This window comes from Mesorhizobium sp. WSM4906 (genome assembly GCF_029674625.1).
Lineage (GTDB): Bacteria > Pseudomonadota > Alphaproteobacteria > Rhizobiales > Rhizobiaceae > Mesorhizobium.
Genome location: NZ_CP121355.1, coordinates 5515163 through 5531391 on the forward strand (window position 1 = coordinate 5515163; position 16229 = coordinate 5531391).

Here is a 16229-nt window from a genome sequence, read left to right on the forward strand (position 1 = left end):
AGCCACGAAACTTACGAGACGGAAGTGCCGGATGCTTGATCCAGGCAAGTTCCAGTGACGCTTAGTAGTCGTCGCTCTTTTCCGGCGGCACCAGACCCTCGATGCCGGCGAGCAGGTCTTCCTCGCTCATGCGATCGAAGGCGATGTTCTCTTCGGCATCGTCGGTGTCGGCGGCAGCGGTGGCGGCGCCGGTCTGGTCGGCGATCGCCTCGCCGTCGGCCTCCGGCTCGTCGACCTCGACATGCTTCTGCAGCGAGTGGATCAGGTCTTCCTTGAGGTCGTCGGGCGACAGCGTCTCCTCGGCGATCTCGCGCAGCGCAATGACCGGATTCTTGTCATTGTCGCGAGGAACGGTGATCTGCGCGCCCTGGCTGATCTGGCGGGCACGGTGGCCGGCGAGCAGCACGAGCTCGAAACGGTTGTCGACCTTGTCGATACAATCTTCAACGGTTACGCGGGCCATGGACTGCCCCTTTCATGCGTGGATTTGATGGAAAACTGGCGGGCTCCATAACCCGGACGCAGCCTAAATACAAGCTTTATGGCGGCAGCGGCCGGAGGATGCCCCTTGCCCGGCTCGATAACCGGACACCGGCCACTGACATAGTGCCGATCACAATTGCTTGCAATGCGCGCCCCCGCCCTTGGATATCCATAAATCTGGCGTTATCTCGGAAGAGACGGCAAAAGGGACCATTATCGGGCCTGCTCGTCGCGTCCATTTAGACGACAAAAATTTTCGAAAGGGATATTTTTCAATGTTCGATCCCCGTGAAAAGATCGCTCTTTTCATCGACGGCGCCAATCTCTACGCCACATCGCGGGCGCTGGGCTTCGACATCGACTACCGCAAGCTTCTGTCGAGCTTCCAGAAGCGCGGCTACCTGCTCAGGGCCTATTACTACACCGCGCTGGTCGAGGATCAGGAATATTCCTCGATCCGGCCTCTGATCGACTGGCTGGACTACAATGGCTTCAAGGTGGTGACCAAGCCCGCCAAGGAGTTCACCGACTCGACCGGCCGGCGCAAGATCAAGGGCAACATGGATATCGAGCTCACGGTCGACGCGCTGGAACTTGCCGATGTCGTCGACCATTATGTCATCTTCTCCGGCGACGGCGACTTCCGCACCCTGGTGGAGGCGCTGCAGCGGCGCGGCCGCAAGGTGTCGATCATCTCGACCATGGCCTCGCAGCCGCCGATGATCTCCGACGACCTGCGCCGCCAGGCCGACCACTTCATCGATCTGATGACGCTGAAGAACGAAGTCGGGCGCGACCCATCGGAGCGGCCGGTACGCCGGCCTGAGCCGGCCGAGGCCGACGAGGACGATTATTGAGAGCGGCGGCTTTGAGCGCCGCGCCTTCCCCCGAACCCAGCCGCGATTGCCCGCTCTGCCCGCGGCTGCACGACTTCATCGCCGCCTGGCGAGAGCGCGAGCCGGGCTGGTTCAATGCGCCGGTGCCGACCTTCCTGCCGCCGGAAGGCGAGGATTCCGTCAAGCTTCTCATCGTCGGGCTTGCGCCCGGCCTGCGCGGCGCCAACCGCACCGGGCGCCCGTTTACCGGCGACTACGCCGGCGACTTGCTCTACGGCACGCTGATCGCGCAAGGCCTTGCGCGCGGGGAATTCAAGGCGAGGCCGGATGACGGGCTGGAGCTGATCGGCACGGCGATCACCAATGCGGTGCGCTGCGTGCCGCCGGAGAACAAGCCTGCCGGCGCCGAGATCGCCACCTGCCGGACCTTTCTCAAGCCGACCATCGCGCGCTTCCCCAATTTGCGCGCCATCCTGACGCTGGGCTCGATCGCGCATCAGTCGACGGTGCGGGCGCTGGGCGGGCGCGTCGCCGCCCTTCCGTTCCGCCATGGCGGGCGCCAGGAAGCCGGCGGCATCACGCTGTTTTCCAGCTATCACTGCTCGCGCTACAACACCAATACGGGCGTGCTGACGGAAGACATGTTCGTCAACGTCTTCAAGGAGATCGCGGCGTTCCTGCAAGGCTAGGCGTTCCTGAAACGCTGGATTCAGGCGCCGGGGAAAAAAGCCCCGAGAGCCTCGCCGGCCCGCCGTTCAGCACATTCAGGTCGACATCGCCGTCGATGCCGTCGACGCGGCCGGTATCGAGATATTGCCAATAAACCCAATCTTCCTCTTTCGGCGGCATAGCAATCGAGCGCAGCCAGCGCTGGCGAACCGCGATATGAGCGGCATAGGTCGGCGCTGCCTCATCGGTGATGTAGATGATGGCCGGCTTGCCATAGGCCGCCTCGACCGGCCCCAGGAACGCAAGCAGTTCCGCGCTCAGTTCGGCGGGCGAAGGTCGATTCGGACAGTTGCCGTGGAACTCGATATCGACGACCGGCGGCAAAAGCGGCTCGCCGCGCGGCACGACCGAAAGGAAGTTCTTCGCCTGATCGGCGCCCGGGCGGCAGAAGGTGAAGAAATGATAGGCGCCAACCACGAGGCCCGCCGCGCGGGCCTGGCGCAAATTCTCGGCGAAGGCATCGTCGACATGGTCGCCGCCTTCAGTCGCCTTGATGATGGCGAAGGCGACATCGTCGGCCGCGACTCGCTGCCAATCGATATTGCCCTGGTGGTGGGAAACGTCGATGCCCCGGATGGGGAATTCGGCGCGATCCGGCGGGAAGGCGCGAGGCCGGAAGAAGCTGTCTTTCCCGACAGCAAGTGCCAGAAAGACGAAAGCCAGGGCCAGGACAATCAAGCGGTTCCTCAAGCCTTGGCTCCCTGCTCGCCTGCCTGGATATTGCCGATTTGTTTATCCGCGCTCCTTGAGGAGCCGCCCCTTCTCGCGCGACCAGTCGCGCTGCTTTTCGGTTTCGCGCTTGTCGTGCAGCTTCTTGCCGCGAGCGATCGCCAGCAGGAGCTTGGCGCGGCCGCGATCGTTGAAATAGATTTTCAGCGGCACCAGCGTCATGCCTTCGCGCTCGACGCTCTGCGACAGCTTGGCCATCTCGCGCTTGCTGACGAGCAGCTTGCGGCGCCGGCGCGGCTCGTGATTGAAGCGGTTGGCCTGGAGATATTCTGGCAGATAGGAATTGATCAGCCAAATCTCGCCGCCCTCGGCGGAGGCGTAGCTTTCCTGGATGTTGGCCTGGCCCTGGCGCAGCGACTTCACCTCGGTGCCGGTCAGCACCAGGCCGGTCTCGATCGTGTCGAGCACCTCGTAGGAAAAGCGCGCCTTGCGGTTTTCGGCGACCGTCCTGTTGTTGGGGTCGGCTTTCTTGACTTGATTCATAATGCGGAGAGGTGGCGCCTCATCCCTAATTAATCAAGCCGGCGTGCTTCATCGCCTGATCGAGCTTCTCGGCGGTCGAAGCCTCGACCGTCACCAAAGGCGAGCGGACCACGTTCTCGACCTTGCCCAGCTTCGACAGCGCGTATTTGGCGCCGGACACGCCGGGCTCCATGAAGATCGCCTTGTGCAGTGGCAGGAGACGGTCCTGCAGTTCGAGCGCCTTGGCGCTGTCGCCGGAGAGCGTCGCTTCCTGGAACTCGGCGCAAAGGCGCGGCGCGACATTCGAGGTCACCGAAATGCAGCCGACGCCGCCATGGGCGTTGAAGCCCAGCGCCGAGGCATCCTCACCGGAGAGCTGGATAAAATCCTTGCCGCAGGTCATGCGCTGCTCGGAGACCCGCTCGACCTTGCCGGTCGCATCCTTGACGCCGGCGATGTTCTTGAAGTCGTGGCGGAGCCTGCCCATCGTCTCCGGCGTCATGTCGATCACCGATCGCGGCGGGATGTTGTAGATGATGATCGGCAGCTTTGTCGCCCGAGCGACAGCGGCAAAGTGTTCGTAGAGGCCGCGCTGGGTCGGCTTGTTGTAATAGGGCGTAACGACCAGGGCCGCATCGGCGCCGGCCTTTTCGGCATATTGCACCAGGCCGACGGCTTCCTCGGTGTTGTTGGAGCCGGCACCGGCCACGACCGGCACCCTGCCCTTGGCCACCTCGATGCAGACCTTCACGACATGGCGGTGCTCGTCATGCGACAGCGTCGGCGACTCGCCGGTGGTGCCGACCGGAACGAGGCCCTTGGTGCCCTCGGCGATCTGCCATTCGACAAAAGCGCGAAAGGCTTTCTCGTCGAAACGCCCGCTCTTTTCGAACGGTGTGACGAGCGCGGTCAGCGAGCCTCTCAGCATATTGTCCAAACTCCCTGGGACTTTTGGATTTGTCGATCCGTCAATTTGCGCGCCTTCTAACCGAAAGCGAAGCCGCGCACCATAGTCTCGACATGGTTCAGCGGCAAGCATCGCCATAGTGCCAGCATCGTGGTTTTCGATGTTCGCTTGACGTTGATATCGGGCTCGGAGCGAACATCGAAAACCACGATGCTGGTTGGTTGGCAGATGGCTAGTGTCCTTGCGATTCTGAAATTCGCGCCGCGCACGATATCGAGGTGATGCGAATTTCAGAATCGGGACACTAGCAAGCGCAATTCGGGCGGCCTCGATAACCTTTTGTTTACGAGCCTTTCACGACCTAAGTTTAGGCTGCGGACCGGGCCTTCAGCCTCCCTGCCTGCTGACAATGTGCTAGGATATAAAGAATGCCGACGAGGCGGCCCCATCTCTTCGCGCTTCTCAGCGCGGTTGTCGCGCTGATGCCGGGGATGGCGATCGGCGGCAGCGTCGACGTGCGTGTGACGGCGACGATCCCCGCATCCGACGCGCCGCAGGCCCCTGGCGAGGCGCAGCCCTCCCCGCCTCCAACCAGCATCGCCCAGTTGAAGAGCGGCCTCGACGCTCTGGCCGCCAACGACATCGCCGGCGCGCGCAATGCGCGCGACACGCTGCCCGCCACTTCGCTCGACCGGCACATACTGGCCTGGGCGATCGCGCTCTATGGCGGCGACAAGGTGCCGAGCGGCGAGATCGCCGACGCGGCCAAGATGCTGCCGGGATGGCCCGGCACGATCGCGTTGCGCAAGAACAGCGAGCGCGCGCTCTATCGCGAGAATCCGCTTCCGCAAGTGGTGGTGCAGGCTTTCGGCCGCAGCCAGCCGTTGACGCCGGAAGGCGTAATGATCCTCGCCCGCTCGCAGGTGACGCTGGGCAATGCCGCGGCGGCGCGCGCCGTGCTGGTGCCCTTCTGGCGCACAGAGAAGCTGGAGGCGAAGGACGAAGCCGCTTTTATCAAGGAGTTCGGCGCGCTGATCTCGGTGGCCGACCATCGCTACCGCATGGAGCGCATGTTCTATGCCGAGCGGCCGTCATCGGCGCTGCGTGTCGCCGGTCTCGCCGGCGCCCAGCAATTGGCGGACGCCTGGGCGGCGGCCGACAAGGGCGACAAGAATGCGGCGAAGCTGCTCAAGGCCGTGCCCGCGGCGCAGCGCTCGGCCGGCTATTTCTTCGCCGAGGCAGAATATCTGCGCAAGCAGCAGAAATTTGCCGACGCCGCGGCGGTTCTGATGAAGGCGCCGACCGACCGCGATGCGCTGATCGACCCCGATGCCTGGTGGGTGGAGCGCCGCGTTCTGTCGCGCGAGCTGGTCGACCAGGGCGACATCAAGACCGCCTACAAGATCGCTTCCATGCATGCGGCCGAAAGCCCGGCCAGCGCCGCCGAAGCCGAGTTCCATGCCGGCTGGTACGCGCTGCGCGGCCTCAACGACCCGGTAACGGCCGCCGCGCATTTTTCGCGCATCTCGGAGCTCGCCCAAGGGCCGGTGTCGCTGTCGCGCGCTTACTACTGGCTCGGCCGCGCCGCCGAAGTCGGCGGTCCGGGCAACGCCAAGGACTATTTCACGCGAGCCGCCGGCTACGGCACGACCTTCTACGGCCAGCTCGCGGGCGAGCGCGTGGGCCTCAGGACCCTCAACATCGTCTATCCGAAACCGAGCGCGGCCGACCGCCAGAGCTTCGAGGGCCGCGAAGCCGTGAGCGCGATCAAGCGCCTGCAGGAAGCGGGCTACGACCGCTATGCCGAAACGCTCTACCGCGACCTCGCGGGACAGTTGACCAGTCCGGGCGAGCTGGCGCTGCTTGCGGTGCTCGCCGAAAAGCAGGGCAACCATTTCATGGCGCTGAAGGTCGGCAAGATCGCCGCCCAGCGCGGCATCGATGTCGGCGCGCTGTCGCATCCGTTGGGCGTCATCCCCGATTCGGCCAACATCTCTGGTTCCGGCAAGGCGCTGGCCTATGCCATCGCTCGCCAGGAGAGCGAGTTCAACGTCGGCGCAATTTCCAGCGCCGGTGCGCGCGGCCTCTTGCAATTGATGCCGGGCACCGCCAGGCAGCTGGCGAAGAAGGCCGGCATGACCTTTTCGCAAATGCGGCTGACGACCGATGCGGGCTATAACGCCACGCTCGGGTCCGCCTTCCTCGGCGAGCAGCTCGACCGCTTCAACGGCTCCTATGTGCTGACCTTCGCCGGCTACAATGCCGGCCCCAACCGTGCCGCCCAATGGGTGGCGAAATACGGCGACCCGCGCGGCAAGGACGTGGACGCCGTCGTCGACTGGATCGAGCGGATTCCCTATACCGAAACAAGAAGTTACGTGCAGCGCGTGATGGAGAATTACGAGGTCTACAAGATGCGTATTTCAGGCAAGTATGACATCGTGGGGGATCTTGTGAACGGGCGCAGCTGAGGGCCTTTTCCTTCTCCCCTTGTGGGAGAAGGTGGCCGAGCGAAGCTCGGTCGGATGAGGGGTGTTCCAGCTTGGCGGCCACGTGCATCGATGTCCTGACAAGCGACAAGATCACCAGCGCGTCATTTCTTCCAGCACCCCATCCGTCGCCTTCGGCGACACCTTCCCCCACAAGGGGGGAAGGAGAGGTGCCAACGATTTGACGGTCCGCGCCCTCCCCTGTAGCAGTCCGTGCGATCCAGCGAGGAGCGACACTCCATGGCGAGCGAAGGTTTCTCCGACTTCTTCTATACCGCACCCGATGGCCTGAAGCTCCATGCCCGGATCTACGGCGAAGCCAACATTGGCTGGCCGGTCGTGTGTCTGCCCGGCCTCACGCGCAATGCGCGCGACTTCCACGAGCTCGCGCTCTACCTTTCGAGCAAGGCGAAGAGGTCGCGCAAGGTCGTCGCCTTCGACTATCGCGGGCGCGGCCAATCCGACCACGATCCAGATATCAGCCATTACAACGTCGGCGTCGAGGCCGGCGATGTTCTGGCCGGGCTGTCGGAACTGGGCATCGAAGAGGCAGCATTCGTCGGCACGTCGCGCGGCGGGTTGATCATCCATGTGCTCGGCGCGCTGAAGCCGGCCGCGCTGAAGGCCATCGTCCTCAACGACATCGGCCCGGTGATCGAGGCGGAAGGCCTTGCCCATATCCGCTCCTATGTCGATCGCAACCCGAAACCGAAGACATTCGCCGAGGCGGTGGACGCGCAGCGGCGCGTGCATGGCGCCGGCTTCCCGGCACTCTCCGACGCCGACTGGGCGCGGATGGTGACCGCGATCTGCCGCGACACCGACGCCGGGTGGGTGCCGGATTTCGATCCGGCCCTGGTCGAAACGCTGGCCGGCGTCGACGTCACCAAGCCGCTCCCGGATCTGTGGCCGCAGTTCGACGCGCTCACCGCCGTGCCGCTGCTCGCCATTCGCGGCGGCAATTCGACGCTTCTGTCCGCCGCGACGTTCGAAGAGATGCAAAAGCGCCATCCCGGCATGCAGACGATCACCGTCGAAGGCCAGGGACACGCGCCCTTCCTGGAAACCGGAACCTTGCCGGAAGAGATTGCGAATTTCCTCGATCGCACCGAGCGTGAGGCTGTCCCCAAGTAAAACCGAAGATCAGAACCGGGTTTTGAGGCGCCACGGCAGTATAGGAATCGGCGAGCAAGCGCACACCTCCCCTTCTCCCCTTGTGGGAGAAGGTGGATCGGCGCGCAGCGCCGAGACGGTTGAGGGGTGTTCCAGCGGAGTGAGACGCTGGCTTTCCCTGGAGCACCCCTCATCCGTCGCCTTCGGCGACACCTTCTCCCACACGGGGAGAAGGGGCAACCGGCGCTACTTGCCCTTCGAGCTCTTGCGACGCGCCTTCGCCGGCTCCGATCCGCCCTCCTTGCGAGCGGCTTTGGCGGGTGACGGCGTCGTCAACGGGGAGGCAAAGACGGAGTTCTCCGCCGGACGCGGCGCCTCATCGGCGCGCGGCTTCTCGAGCACGACGACGCAGCCGTCGAGGTCGTTGGTGGCGAGGTGCGCGTAACGCATGGTCATCGACAGCGTCTGGTGGCCGAGCCACATCTGGACACGCCTGATGTCGATGCCGCCCTGAACCAGGCGTGAGGCGCAGGTGTGGCGCAGGATATGCGGCACTACCTGCTCGTCGGCGCCAAGACCAACTTCGGCTTTCGCCTCGTTCCAGATGGCACGGTACTGCGCCTGGGTCAGCTTGGTGAACGGGCCCTTCGGCCGGCGACCTTCGGTGGTCGGCGGCAGCTTGATCACCTCCTTGACCCGTTCGGTCATCGGGATGGTGCGGCTGCGGCCGGACTTGGTGATCCAGAACGAGACGCGGTGCTCCTGGATGTCGTTCCAGATCAGGCCGAGCGCCTCGCCGAGGCGGCAGCCGGTATCGACGAGGAAGACGGAGAGCCTGTAGGCATCCTCGCTGCGACTCTTGATGGCGGCGAACAGCCTCGCCTCTTCGTCCCTTTCAAGGAAACGAATCCGTCCCGCCCGCTCCTTCTGGCGGCGGAACTCGGGCAGGCTGTGGATATCTCCCATCTTGTGAGCCTTGCGCAGCAGCTTGCTGAGTGCAGCCATCTTGCGATTGATGGTTGCGTTGCTGTTCCCGCGCTGGCGCAAGGTACCGATAAGATTGTCCAGAGTGTTCTGGTCAAAGGTGCTGAAACGTTCTCCCAGAAGGATCTCGTCTATTTCACCGATGAAAGAGCTCACATTGTATTTATGTCGCCCATCATCCCAGAGTATATCCCGGTATGCTGCAAAGAGTTCCCCGATCCTGTACGATTTTACTTCCCGGATCTTGTTGTAGGTGTACCTAAACTTCGAATTCTGAGAAGAAAATACGGCAAAATGACCAGAGGAATCCCCCTCTTGAATCGCTTCGTTCGACATTTTTAGCCACACCCCCTGTGGTTAAGCCATCAGCCCTAACCGTTCGGAGATGTCCTTTCAAGAGTTTTCGAATCTTGCGGCCGACTACATCCGCCGGTGGCGGATCCCACAAAGTCGCTCCACAGACCCGATCAGCTTACCGTTTCACCCCCATCCTTTCGTTTGCCTCGACCAATCGCGAAAACAAAAACGGCCCGGGCGCATTGACGCCCGGGCCGGATTTCAGTTGCGGTCCAGCCCTTAGAAGGAGCGCTGGAAGCGGAGGAGACCGCCGACGCTGTTCTTCTTGTTGGCAGCAGTCCAGTTGCCGTACTCGGTAGCCTCACCGAAGTGACCGAAATGGTCCCAATCAACTTCGGCCGTGACCGTGAAGCCAGGGACGATGTCATAGGCAACGTTCGCCGCAAGACCGTAGTTCTTGTCGTCGTCACCCGACACCTGGAGGTTGAACGAGGTCTTCTCGTTGAACTTGTAAGTGCCGCCGGCCCACCAGGCCCAGTTGCCGCCCCACTGCTTGAAGAAGCCGCGACCGCCACCAGGAATTGCCCAAGTGGGATCGGTGAGGTTGTCGTCGGTACCGTAGCCGAACATGCCGAACAACGAGATCTGGTCGTTGACAGTGACGTCCAAACGGACCTTGGTGGCGACTTCCTCGTAGTTGCTGTCGTAAGCAACGACGCCGGTGATGGCGCCCCAACCCTGGGTCCACTTCACGCCGCCGACGACATGCGGAACGTAGCTGTCGATGGTGCCCTTCTGGCCCGCGCCTTCTTCCAGCGAAACCACCGCCGAGAAGCCGTTGCCGGCGTCGAAGTAGTACTGCACGACGTTGGTATCGAAATCGCCGTACGGGACGATCGTATCCTGGATGACGTTGCCGGCATAGCCGATGAACGTGTTGAAGGCCGATTCGTCCTTACCGACGCGGAGGCCACCGAGCTGGATCCAGGCGAAGTTCAGCGAAACGCCCTTAAAGCCAGCACCGGCGTGGGTATAGTTAGTGGTGGCGTAGGCGTTGCGGTTGCCGAAGTTGAAGCGGGTCTCGGTGTAGGTCTTCAACGTGCCGAGCTCGGTCTCCTGGCCGGTCCAGGTCTTCAGCGTGAAGCGGGCCTTCTTGTACCAGGTGGCCTGATCGTCGCCGTCCTGGTGGTCGAACGACCTTGCGCCGTCGAACGAGCCGACGTCGCCGACGCCGATGTCGTAACGGACATAGCCGCCGATGCGCAGGCAGGTCTCGGTGCCGGGGATGTAGAAGTAGCCAGAGCCGTACACGTCGCAGATCTTGACGTATTCAGCCGGTTCCGGCTCGGCGACGGTCACCGCGTCGGCGGCGCGGGCGCCGGAAACTGCGATCAGGGCCGCAGCTGAGCCGAGAAGAAGGCTCTTGATGTTCATTTTCTGACCTCCAGTCAGAATCGAACGGAAGAGCTGAACCTGAGGCGGGCAGTCTTACGGCAATTGATTGATGCTGCTATATTTTTTCGGAAAATGATGCAGATCTGCGGAGTCACGACAGAGCATTGCGAATGTCACAGCGCTGGTTTGTGGGCACGAGACAGCGTCGCGGACGCATGTGCTGCAAGTGGCAATCGCAAACCTTGGAGATTGGCCGAAGCATTTCTCCGGTCGTCATCCTCGGGCGAAGCAAGGAGCGAAGCGACGCGGCGCAGACCCGAGGATCCATGCCGTTACGTCCACGTATCGCGACGGTGCAGGTTCTGCTTCAGCGCAAGGCGATCGGCCAATTCGTCGCGCCGCTTCGTTTCTCGGCCGATATCACGGCATGGATCCCAGGGTCTTCGCGACGGAGCTTCGCTCCTGCTCCGCCCTGGGATGACGACGTCCGGAGGCTTCGGAGCCAAGCTTTGCAAGGGATTCGCAGGAAGCATCCAAGGCCAATCCTGCGAAGCGCGCAGCGCGAAGCAGGATGGCGGAGAGGATGGGATTCGAACCCACGAGAAGCTTTTGACCTCTACTCCCTTAGCAGGGGAGCGCCTTCGACCACTCGGCCACCTCTCCGTCGCGCCGCTGGATAAAGAAAAGCGTCGGCACAATCAACAAGCCGGCGCCATAATCGCCGAAAATTTGGCTTCGGCCTGAGGTCGGATAGCGCCATGCGGCGATTCTTTGGCGATTCCCTGACGGCAGACTCGGCTCTCATGCCGCAATTTCGGTCGCCCACCGCCGGATTCGACCGGCTGCAAGGCCTTAATGGTTAATGAGAACTTTCGGAGTGAGGCCAAATCGTGTCATTTGTGCAACAACGTCCGGGGATAGCGTCCGGATAGGGCTTTCGCCGATACGATCGTGGTTGAACGCCGCCGCCGCCTGGGTAAAGGTCACGTTCGAAGGAGCGGCGCGGTGCGCATCTTTTTCGGTAAGTGGGGATGGGGCAGGGAACGCTGTCCTTCAGCAAAAAATACCCAGACCCGTTTTTTAACTTTTGACTGGAGGTCAGAAAATGAACATCAAGAGCCTTCTTCTCGGCTCAGCTGCGGCCCTGATCGCAGTTTCCGGCGCCCGCGCCGCCGACGCGGTGACCGTCGCCGAGCCGGAACCGGCTGAATACGTCAAGATCTGCGACGTGTACGGCTCGGGCTACTTCTACATCCCCGGCACCGAGACCTGCCTGCGCGTCGGCGGCTATGTCCGTTACGACATCGGCGTCGGCGACGTCGGCTCGTTCGACGGCGCGAGGTCGTTCGACCACCAGGACGGCGACGATCAGGCCACCTGGTACAAGAACACGCGCTTCACGCTGAAGACCTGGACCGGCCAGGAGACCGAGCTCGGCACGTTGAAGACCTACACCGAGACCCGCTTCAACTTCGGCAACCGCAATGGCTTCGGCGCCTTCAGCACCGGTGGCGATCCGATCGGCAATCCCGCCGGCAACAAGAACGTTTCGCTGAACTTCGCCTGGATCCAGCTCGGTGGGCTGCGCGTCGGTAAGGACGAATCGGCCTTCGATACGTTCATCGGCTACGCCGGCAACGTCATCCAGGATACGCTCGTTCCCTACGGCGACTTCGACACCAATGTCGTCCAGTACTACTTCGACGCCGGCAACGGCTTCTCGGCAGTCGTCTCGCTCGAAGAAGGTTCGGGCGTCGTCGGCACGATCGACAGCTACGTTCCGCATGTCGTCGGCGGCGTGAAGTACACCCAGGGTTGGGGCGCCATCACCGGCGTCGTTGCTTACGACAGCAACTACGAGCAGGTGACTGGCAAGGTCCGGTTGGACGTCACCGTCAATGACGCGATCTCGCTGTTCGGCATGTTCGGCTACGGCAACGACGGCGACCTGAACGACGACGCCGCCAACGCTATCGACGCTCATGGTCGCGGCTTCTACAAGCAGTGGGGCGGCAACTGGGCCTGGTGGGCCGGCGGTACCTATAAGTTCAACGAGAAGACCTCGTTCAACCTCCAGGTGTCGGGTGACGACGACAAGAACTATGGCCTTGCGGCGAACGTTGCCTATGACATCGTCCCCGGCTTCACGGTCACGGCCGAAGTTGACTGGGACCACTACGGCAACTTCGACACGCCGACCCTCTACGGCAACTGGACCAACGCCAACAAGAAGAACAGCGTCGGCGGTCTCCTCCGCTTCCAGCGCTCGTTCTAATCGGCAGCGTCTGACTGAAATCGAACCCGGCGGGCAACCGCCGGGTTTATATTTTCTGCTGTGGCTCCGAGGCGCCATTTGCATGGCGCTGCATTCGGCGTTCGCACGGATCCCGCACGCTGGCCGAATCAATTCCGACAGGTCGCAGACATGTCGTCAGCCAAGATTTTCACGGTTCGCTTCGATGAACGATGGCAAGCGTTCGGGAATTAGCCGGAGCGTTCCCCCAACGTCGTCATCCTTGGGCGTAGCGACGCGAAGCGGAGCGAAGACCCAAGGATCCATGCCGTGACCACAGCCACGGTATGCAACGGAGCAGAATTCTGCACGCAGCGGCGCGTCGAAGTCACGGCATGGATCCAGGGGTCTGCGCGCGTCGCTTCGCTCCTTGCTCCGCCCCAGGATGACGAACTGATAGGCGCTTCGGCCAATCTTCGCGTGCGGTTTTGCCAGCGGAAGTAAGCGGAGTCTCCGCGAAACGAGCGAGCGTGGGAATTGACTAACTAATTCCTGGGAAGCCGGCTATCTAGAAGCTACAGGTCAAACCTCAGCAAGATCGCCTAAGGCATCGATCAACGGTTGGATCTCGCTTTCGTAATTCTTCCATCGCTTGACCGACGACTTGTAGATCGGCTGGCGAACCTGCCAATTGCTATAGGTGTTTACTGAGCCTGCCCTGTCAAAGAAACGCAAGCAGGCTTCGTCCCAGGGCAGCCCGAGATAATCTATCAAGCGGCGCGACTGCTGCTCCTGGTTCTCGATTAGTGTCTCGTACTGGTTTTCGAAGATGCGCCCTGGAAGAACCTTGCTCCAATGCCGCATCAGGCGGTCATATTCCCTGTAGTAGAGCCCCAGTGTCTCGAGATCCGCGCTATAGCTGTGCGCCTCATTGAACTGCAGGACGAAACAGGAGATGCAATTGTCGATGGCGTCGCGGCGACAATGAATGATGCGCGCGTTGGGAAAGAGAATGCCGATCAGTCCGATCAACTCGAAATTGTGGGGCATCTTGTCGACGATTCGGAGCGCGTCGGGCGCTCGCTCACGCAGATAGGCGAGGTGCTCGGCTGCCAGCGTCTTGGTCAGTTCGGGAGTAATCGCCGCGACCGATTTGCCGAGGTTTGCATCGGGGTTGTCTTTGAGGCCGATCCCATTGGCAATCCGTCTAAGCTTGCTGAGCTCGCCGGCGCCGTGAACATCAGGATGGCTGGCGCAAATCTGCTCCGTCAGCGTCGTGCCCGAGCGAGGCATGCCGACAACGAATACAGGCGCCTCCGAGGAATTGCCGTGAGCGGCCATTGAAGCCACCAGCTCGGACGTGAAGGTTTCGATCGTGTTATCGACCCAGCGACGGTAGCTTCCTATGTCGAATGTTTGGCCTCTGGCCCGATTGCCTTGCTTGAAGTGGTCTATCGCCTCCTTGTAGCGACGGAGGTCGTTGAGAATCTTTCCGGCGGCGTGATGGAGCGCTGCCGCTTCCTCCGGCATATGGCCCAGGTCCTGAAGCTCCCTTAGGATCGCAGCGAGCTCTGGCGGCTCTTCCGTGTATTTGCGTGTGCCTACAAGTGCGTTATAGGCCGCGGGCACCGCAATGCGCCGTTCTATCGCTTCTTTCAGATGAAGCGCGGCTTCGTCCATGCGTCCGAGGCTTGTCAGCGCGCGGGGCAGCCCGATCCGGGCCAGAGGGTGATCTCGATCGATCTTCAGCGCCTTCTCAAACAGCGGCAGCGCCATTTCTCCCTTGTCGAACGAATTGTAGGCATCGCCCAAGGCGCAAAGCGCTTCCACCAGATCCGGCTTCAAGGCCAAGGCCTGCTGAATGTGCCTGATTGCCGGCGTATATTCGCTGAGCTTCAGATAGGCCTCACCGAGGCTAAGGTGGTAATAAGGATTTCGCGGCTCCTCTGCGACCGCACGGGCAAAGTACCGCAAGGCCTTCTCGCTATCGTATCCGATGCCGAGGGTTCCCAGGATGTAGAAAGCCAAAGGGTGGTTTGGTGTACGCGCCAGAACCTTCAGGCAGAGTTCCTCGGCCTCCGGCAACTGCTCGGCTTTCTGCAGCTCGAGCGCCTGCCTCAACAGCATGTCATCGGCCTGACTGCGGGAAGGGCCAGCCTTTGGCTGCGCTTTGGGCGGTGCTGCTTTCGGCGCTACCGCCCTCGCCGAGGGCTGCGTCTTGAGGTGCTTTGCCCATGCGGGCGGCAATCGGTTGCTCATCCCGCCTCGCTAGCAAAAGCGGCAGACAGAATCCAGCGATACGTCGTCCGCGTCGAACTCGGAAGCCGACAGCAAGCGCCGCCGCTGCACCCTGTCAACCAACTTGCACCCACCCCTCGCCCACGCTAGCAAGAAACCCCTCTTTCACGCGAGCCTTTGCCATGCGCCAGCGCCCTTCCCTTACGCCGATCATCGGCGCGCTTCCCTCCACGGTGCCGTTCGTCGGGCCGGAGGCGCAGGAGCGCGAGCGGGGGCGGCCTTTCCGCGCCCGCATCGGCGCCAACGAAAGCAGTTTTGGGCCCTCGCCGCGCGTCATTGCCCGCATGGAGAGCGTCGCGCGCGACCAGTGGATGTATTGCGACCCGGACAATTTCGACCTCAAGATCGCGGCGGCCGCGCATCACGATGTCGGCGTCGAGAACGTCGTCGTGGGCGAAGGCATAGACGGGCTGCTCGGACTGGTGGCGCGCATGTATGTCGCGCCCGGCGATGCGGTGGTGACCTCGCTCGGAGCCTACCCCACCTTCAACTTCCACATTGCCGGCGTCGGCGGCCGCCTGGTGACCGTGCCTTACGCCAACGACAAGGAGGACCTCGACGGACTGCTTGCCGCCGTGGCGAGGGAAAAAGCTCCGCTCGTCTATCTCTCCAATCCGGACAATCCGATGGGGAGCTGGTGGGAGGCGCCGGAGGTCATCCGCTTCATCGAGGCGCTGCCCGAAACCACCATGCTGGTGCTGGACGAGGCCTATGGCGAGCTGGGACCGGCCTCGGCGCTGCCGCCGATCGACGTTGCGCGGCCGAACGTGGTGCGCATGCGCACCTTCTCCAAGGCTTACGGACTGGCCGGCATTCGCTGCGGCTATGCGGTGGCGGAGGCTGAAGTGATCCGCGACTTCGAGAAGATCCGCAACCATTACGGCGTCAGCCGCATGGCGCAGATCGCCGGCCTCGAGGCGCTCGCCGACCAGGATTATCTGAACTCGGTGGTGGCGCGCGTGGCGGCCGGGCGCCGGCGCATTGCGGCGATCGCCGAGGAAAACGGGCTGACGCCGCTGCCCTCCGCCACCAATTTCGTCACCATAGACTGCGGCAGCGACGGCGCTTTCGCGCTGAAGGTGATGCAGGCGCTTTTGTCGCGCGACGTCTTCATCCGCAAGCCGATGGCGCCACGGCTCGACCGCTGCATCAGGGTCAGCGTCGGCCTCGACCACGAACTCGACATCTTCGCCGAGGAATTGCCGGGCGCGCTTGCCCCGGCGCGAGGAAACTGAAGAGGTCACCCATTAGGGCCGCAGCACCGGCATGAGCCG

At 62.5% G+C, this 16229-nt stretch carries 13 protein-coding genes and 1 tRNA gene; 6 read left to right on the forward strand and 8 right to left on the reverse strand.

Annotated features, from left to right (window positions below; all coding sequences use genetic code 11):
* Positions 1-61 precede the first annotated feature (61 nt).
* Positions 62-463, reverse strand: a complete 402-nt coding sequence (rpoZ, locus tag QAZ22_RS26825) for a DNA-directed RNA polymerase subunit omega (protein WP_040972027.1) — start codon at positions 461-463, stop codon at positions 62-64.
* A 295-nt stretch (positions 464-758) separates the two neighbouring features.
* Here rpoZ and QAZ22_RS26830 point away from each other — a divergent pair, with 295 nt between their 5' ends.
* Positions 759-1340: an NYN domain-containing protein gene (locus tag QAZ22_RS26830; protein ID WP_066997475.1), complete on the forward strand. Its 582-nt coding sequence runs from the start codon at positions 759-761 to the stop codon at positions 1338-1340.
* On the forward strand, positions 1337-2008 hold the full coding sequence (locus QAZ22_RS26835) for a uracil-DNA glycosylase (RefSeq protein ID WP_278203774.1): 672 nt from the start codon (positions 1337-1339) through the stop codon (positions 2006-2008). The genes QAZ22_RS26830 and QAZ22_RS26835 overlap by 4 nt, the downstream gene beginning before the upstream one ends.
* Here the strand turns inward: QAZ22_RS26835 and QAZ22_RS26840 are convergent.
* From QAZ22_RS26840 to dapA, 3 genes are all read right to left on the reverse strand, one after another.
* Complete coding sequence (locus QAZ22_RS26840; protein WP_278207952.1) at positions 1977-2696, reverse strand: GH25 family lysozyme; 720 nt, start codon at positions 2694-2696, stop codon at positions 1977-1979. The genes QAZ22_RS26835 and QAZ22_RS26840 overlap by 32 nt on opposite strands.
* Positions 2697-2780: 84 nt before the next feature.
* Complete coding sequence (gene smpB / locus QAZ22_RS26845) at positions 2781-3260, reverse strand: SsrA-binding protein SmpB (protein WP_041002108.1); 480 nt, start codon at positions 3258-3260, stop codon at positions 2781-2783.
* Between the two features lie 25 nt (positions 3261-3285).
* Positions 3286-4167 carry a 4-hydroxy-tetrahydrodipicolinate synthase gene (dapA, locus tag QAZ22_RS26850; protein WP_278077890.1) on the reverse strand — a complete coding sequence of 294 codons (882 nt, stop codon included), beginning with the start codon at positions 4165-4167 and terminating at the stop codon, positions 3286-3288.
* 407 nt (positions 4168-4574) lie between these two features.
* Between dapA and QAZ22_RS26855 the strand changes: the two genes are divergently transcribed.
* A complete protein-coding gene (locus QAZ22_RS26855) occupies positions 4575-6617 on the forward strand; it encodes a lytic transglycosylase domain-containing protein (protein ID WP_278203778.1) in 2043 nt (680 codons plus the stop codon).
* Positions 6618-6875: 258 nt separating this feature from the next.
* On the forward strand, positions 6876-7769 hold the full coding sequence (locus QAZ22_RS26860) for an alpha/beta hydrolase (protein ID WP_278203780.1): 894 nt from the start codon (positions 6876-6878) through the stop codon (positions 7767-7769).
* Between the two features lie 225 nt (positions 7770-7994).
* Here QAZ22_RS26860 and QAZ22_RS26865 read toward each other — a convergent pair whose 3' ends face one another.
* From QAZ22_RS26865 to QAZ22_RS26875, 3 genes are all read right to left on the reverse strand, one after another.
* Positions 7995-9068: a site-specific integrase gene (locus QAZ22_RS26865; RefSeq protein ID WP_278203782.1), complete on the reverse strand. Its 1074-nt coding sequence runs from the start codon at positions 9066-9068 to the stop codon at positions 7995-7997.
* Between the two features lie 240 nt (positions 9069-9308).
* On the reverse strand, positions 9309-10463 hold the full coding sequence (locus QAZ22_RS26870; RefSeq protein WP_278203784.1) for a porin: 1155 nt from the start codon (positions 10461-10463) through the stop codon (positions 9309-9311).
* Positions 10464-10996: 533 nt separating this feature from the next.
* Positions 10997-11087 (reverse strand) — tRNA-Ser (locus QAZ22_RS26875).
* Between the two features lie 442 nt (positions 11088-11529).
* Between QAZ22_RS26875 and QAZ22_RS26880 the strand changes: the two genes are divergently transcribed.
* Positions 11530-12699: a porin gene (locus tag QAZ22_RS26880; RefSeq protein ID WP_278203786.1), complete on the forward strand. Its 1170-nt coding sequence runs from the start codon at positions 11530-11532 to the stop codon at positions 12697-12699.
* Between the two features lie 540 nt (positions 12700-13239).
* On the opposite strand, the gene QAZ22_RS26885 is transcribed toward QAZ22_RS26880, so the two are convergent.
* On the reverse strand, positions 13240-14916 hold the full coding sequence (locus tag QAZ22_RS26885; protein ID WP_278203787.1) for a tetratricopeptide repeat-containing sulfotransferase family protein: 1677 nt from the start codon (positions 14914-14916) through the stop codon (positions 13240-13242).
* Positions 14917-15077: 161 nt separating this feature from the next.
* Between QAZ22_RS26885 and QAZ22_RS26890 the strand changes: the two genes are divergently transcribed.
* The gene (locus QAZ22_RS26890; protein WP_278203788.1) at positions 15078-16190 is read left to right on the forward strand and encodes a pyridoxal phosphate-dependent aminotransferase; all 1113 of its coding nucleotides are present in this window, start codon (positions 15078-15080) and stop codon (positions 16188-16190) included.
* The last annotated feature ends 39 nt before the right edge of the window (positions 16191-16229 follow it).

Excerpts from the sequence above, each read along its gene's own strand:
- QAZ22_RS26860 (WP_278203780.1), top strand. The coding sequence starts at position 6,876 with ATGGCGAGCGAAGGTTTCTCCGACTTCTTCTATACCGCACCCGATGGC.
- rpoZ (WP_040972027.1), bottom strand. The coding sequence starts at position 463 with ATGGCCCGCGTAACCGTTGAAGATTGTATCGACAAGGTCGACAACCGT.
- QAZ22_RS26885 (WP_278203787.1), bottom strand. The coding sequence starts at position 14,916 with ATGAGCAACCGATTGCCGCCCGCATGGGCAAAGCACCTCAAGACGCAG.
- QAZ22_RS26890 (WP_278203788.1), top strand. The coding sequence starts at position 15,078 with ATGCGCCAGCGCCCTTCCCTTACGCCGATCATCGGCGCGCTTCCCTCC.
- QAZ22_RS26865 (WP_278203782.1), bottom strand. The coding sequence starts at position 9,068 with ATGTCGAACGAAGCGATTCAAGAGGGGGATTCCTCTGGTCATTTTGCC.
- QAZ22_RS26830 (WP_066997475.1), top strand. The coding sequence starts at position 759 with ATGTTCGATCCCCGTGAAAAGATCGCTCTTTTCATCGACGGCGCCAAT.
- QAZ22_RS26880 (WP_278203786.1), top strand. The coding sequence starts at position 11,530 with ATGAACATCAAGAGCCTTCTTCTCGGCTCAGCTGCGGCCCTGATCGCA.
- QAZ22_RS26870 (WP_278203784.1), bottom strand. The coding sequence starts at position 10,463 with ATGAACATCAAGAGCCTTCTTCTCGGCTCAGCTGCGGCCCTGATCGCA.
- dapA (WP_278077890.1), bottom strand. The coding sequence starts at position 4,167 with ATGCTGAGAGGCTCGCTGACCGCGCTCGTCACACCGTTCGAAAAGAGC.
- QAZ22_RS26855 (WP_278203778.1), top strand. The coding sequence starts at position 4,575 with ATGCCGACGAGGCGGCCCCATCTCTTCGCGCTTCTCAGCGCGGTTGTC.
- smpB (WP_041002108.1), bottom strand. The coding sequence starts at position 3,260 with ATGAATCAAGTCAAGAAAGCCGACCCCAACAACAGGACGGTCGCCGAA.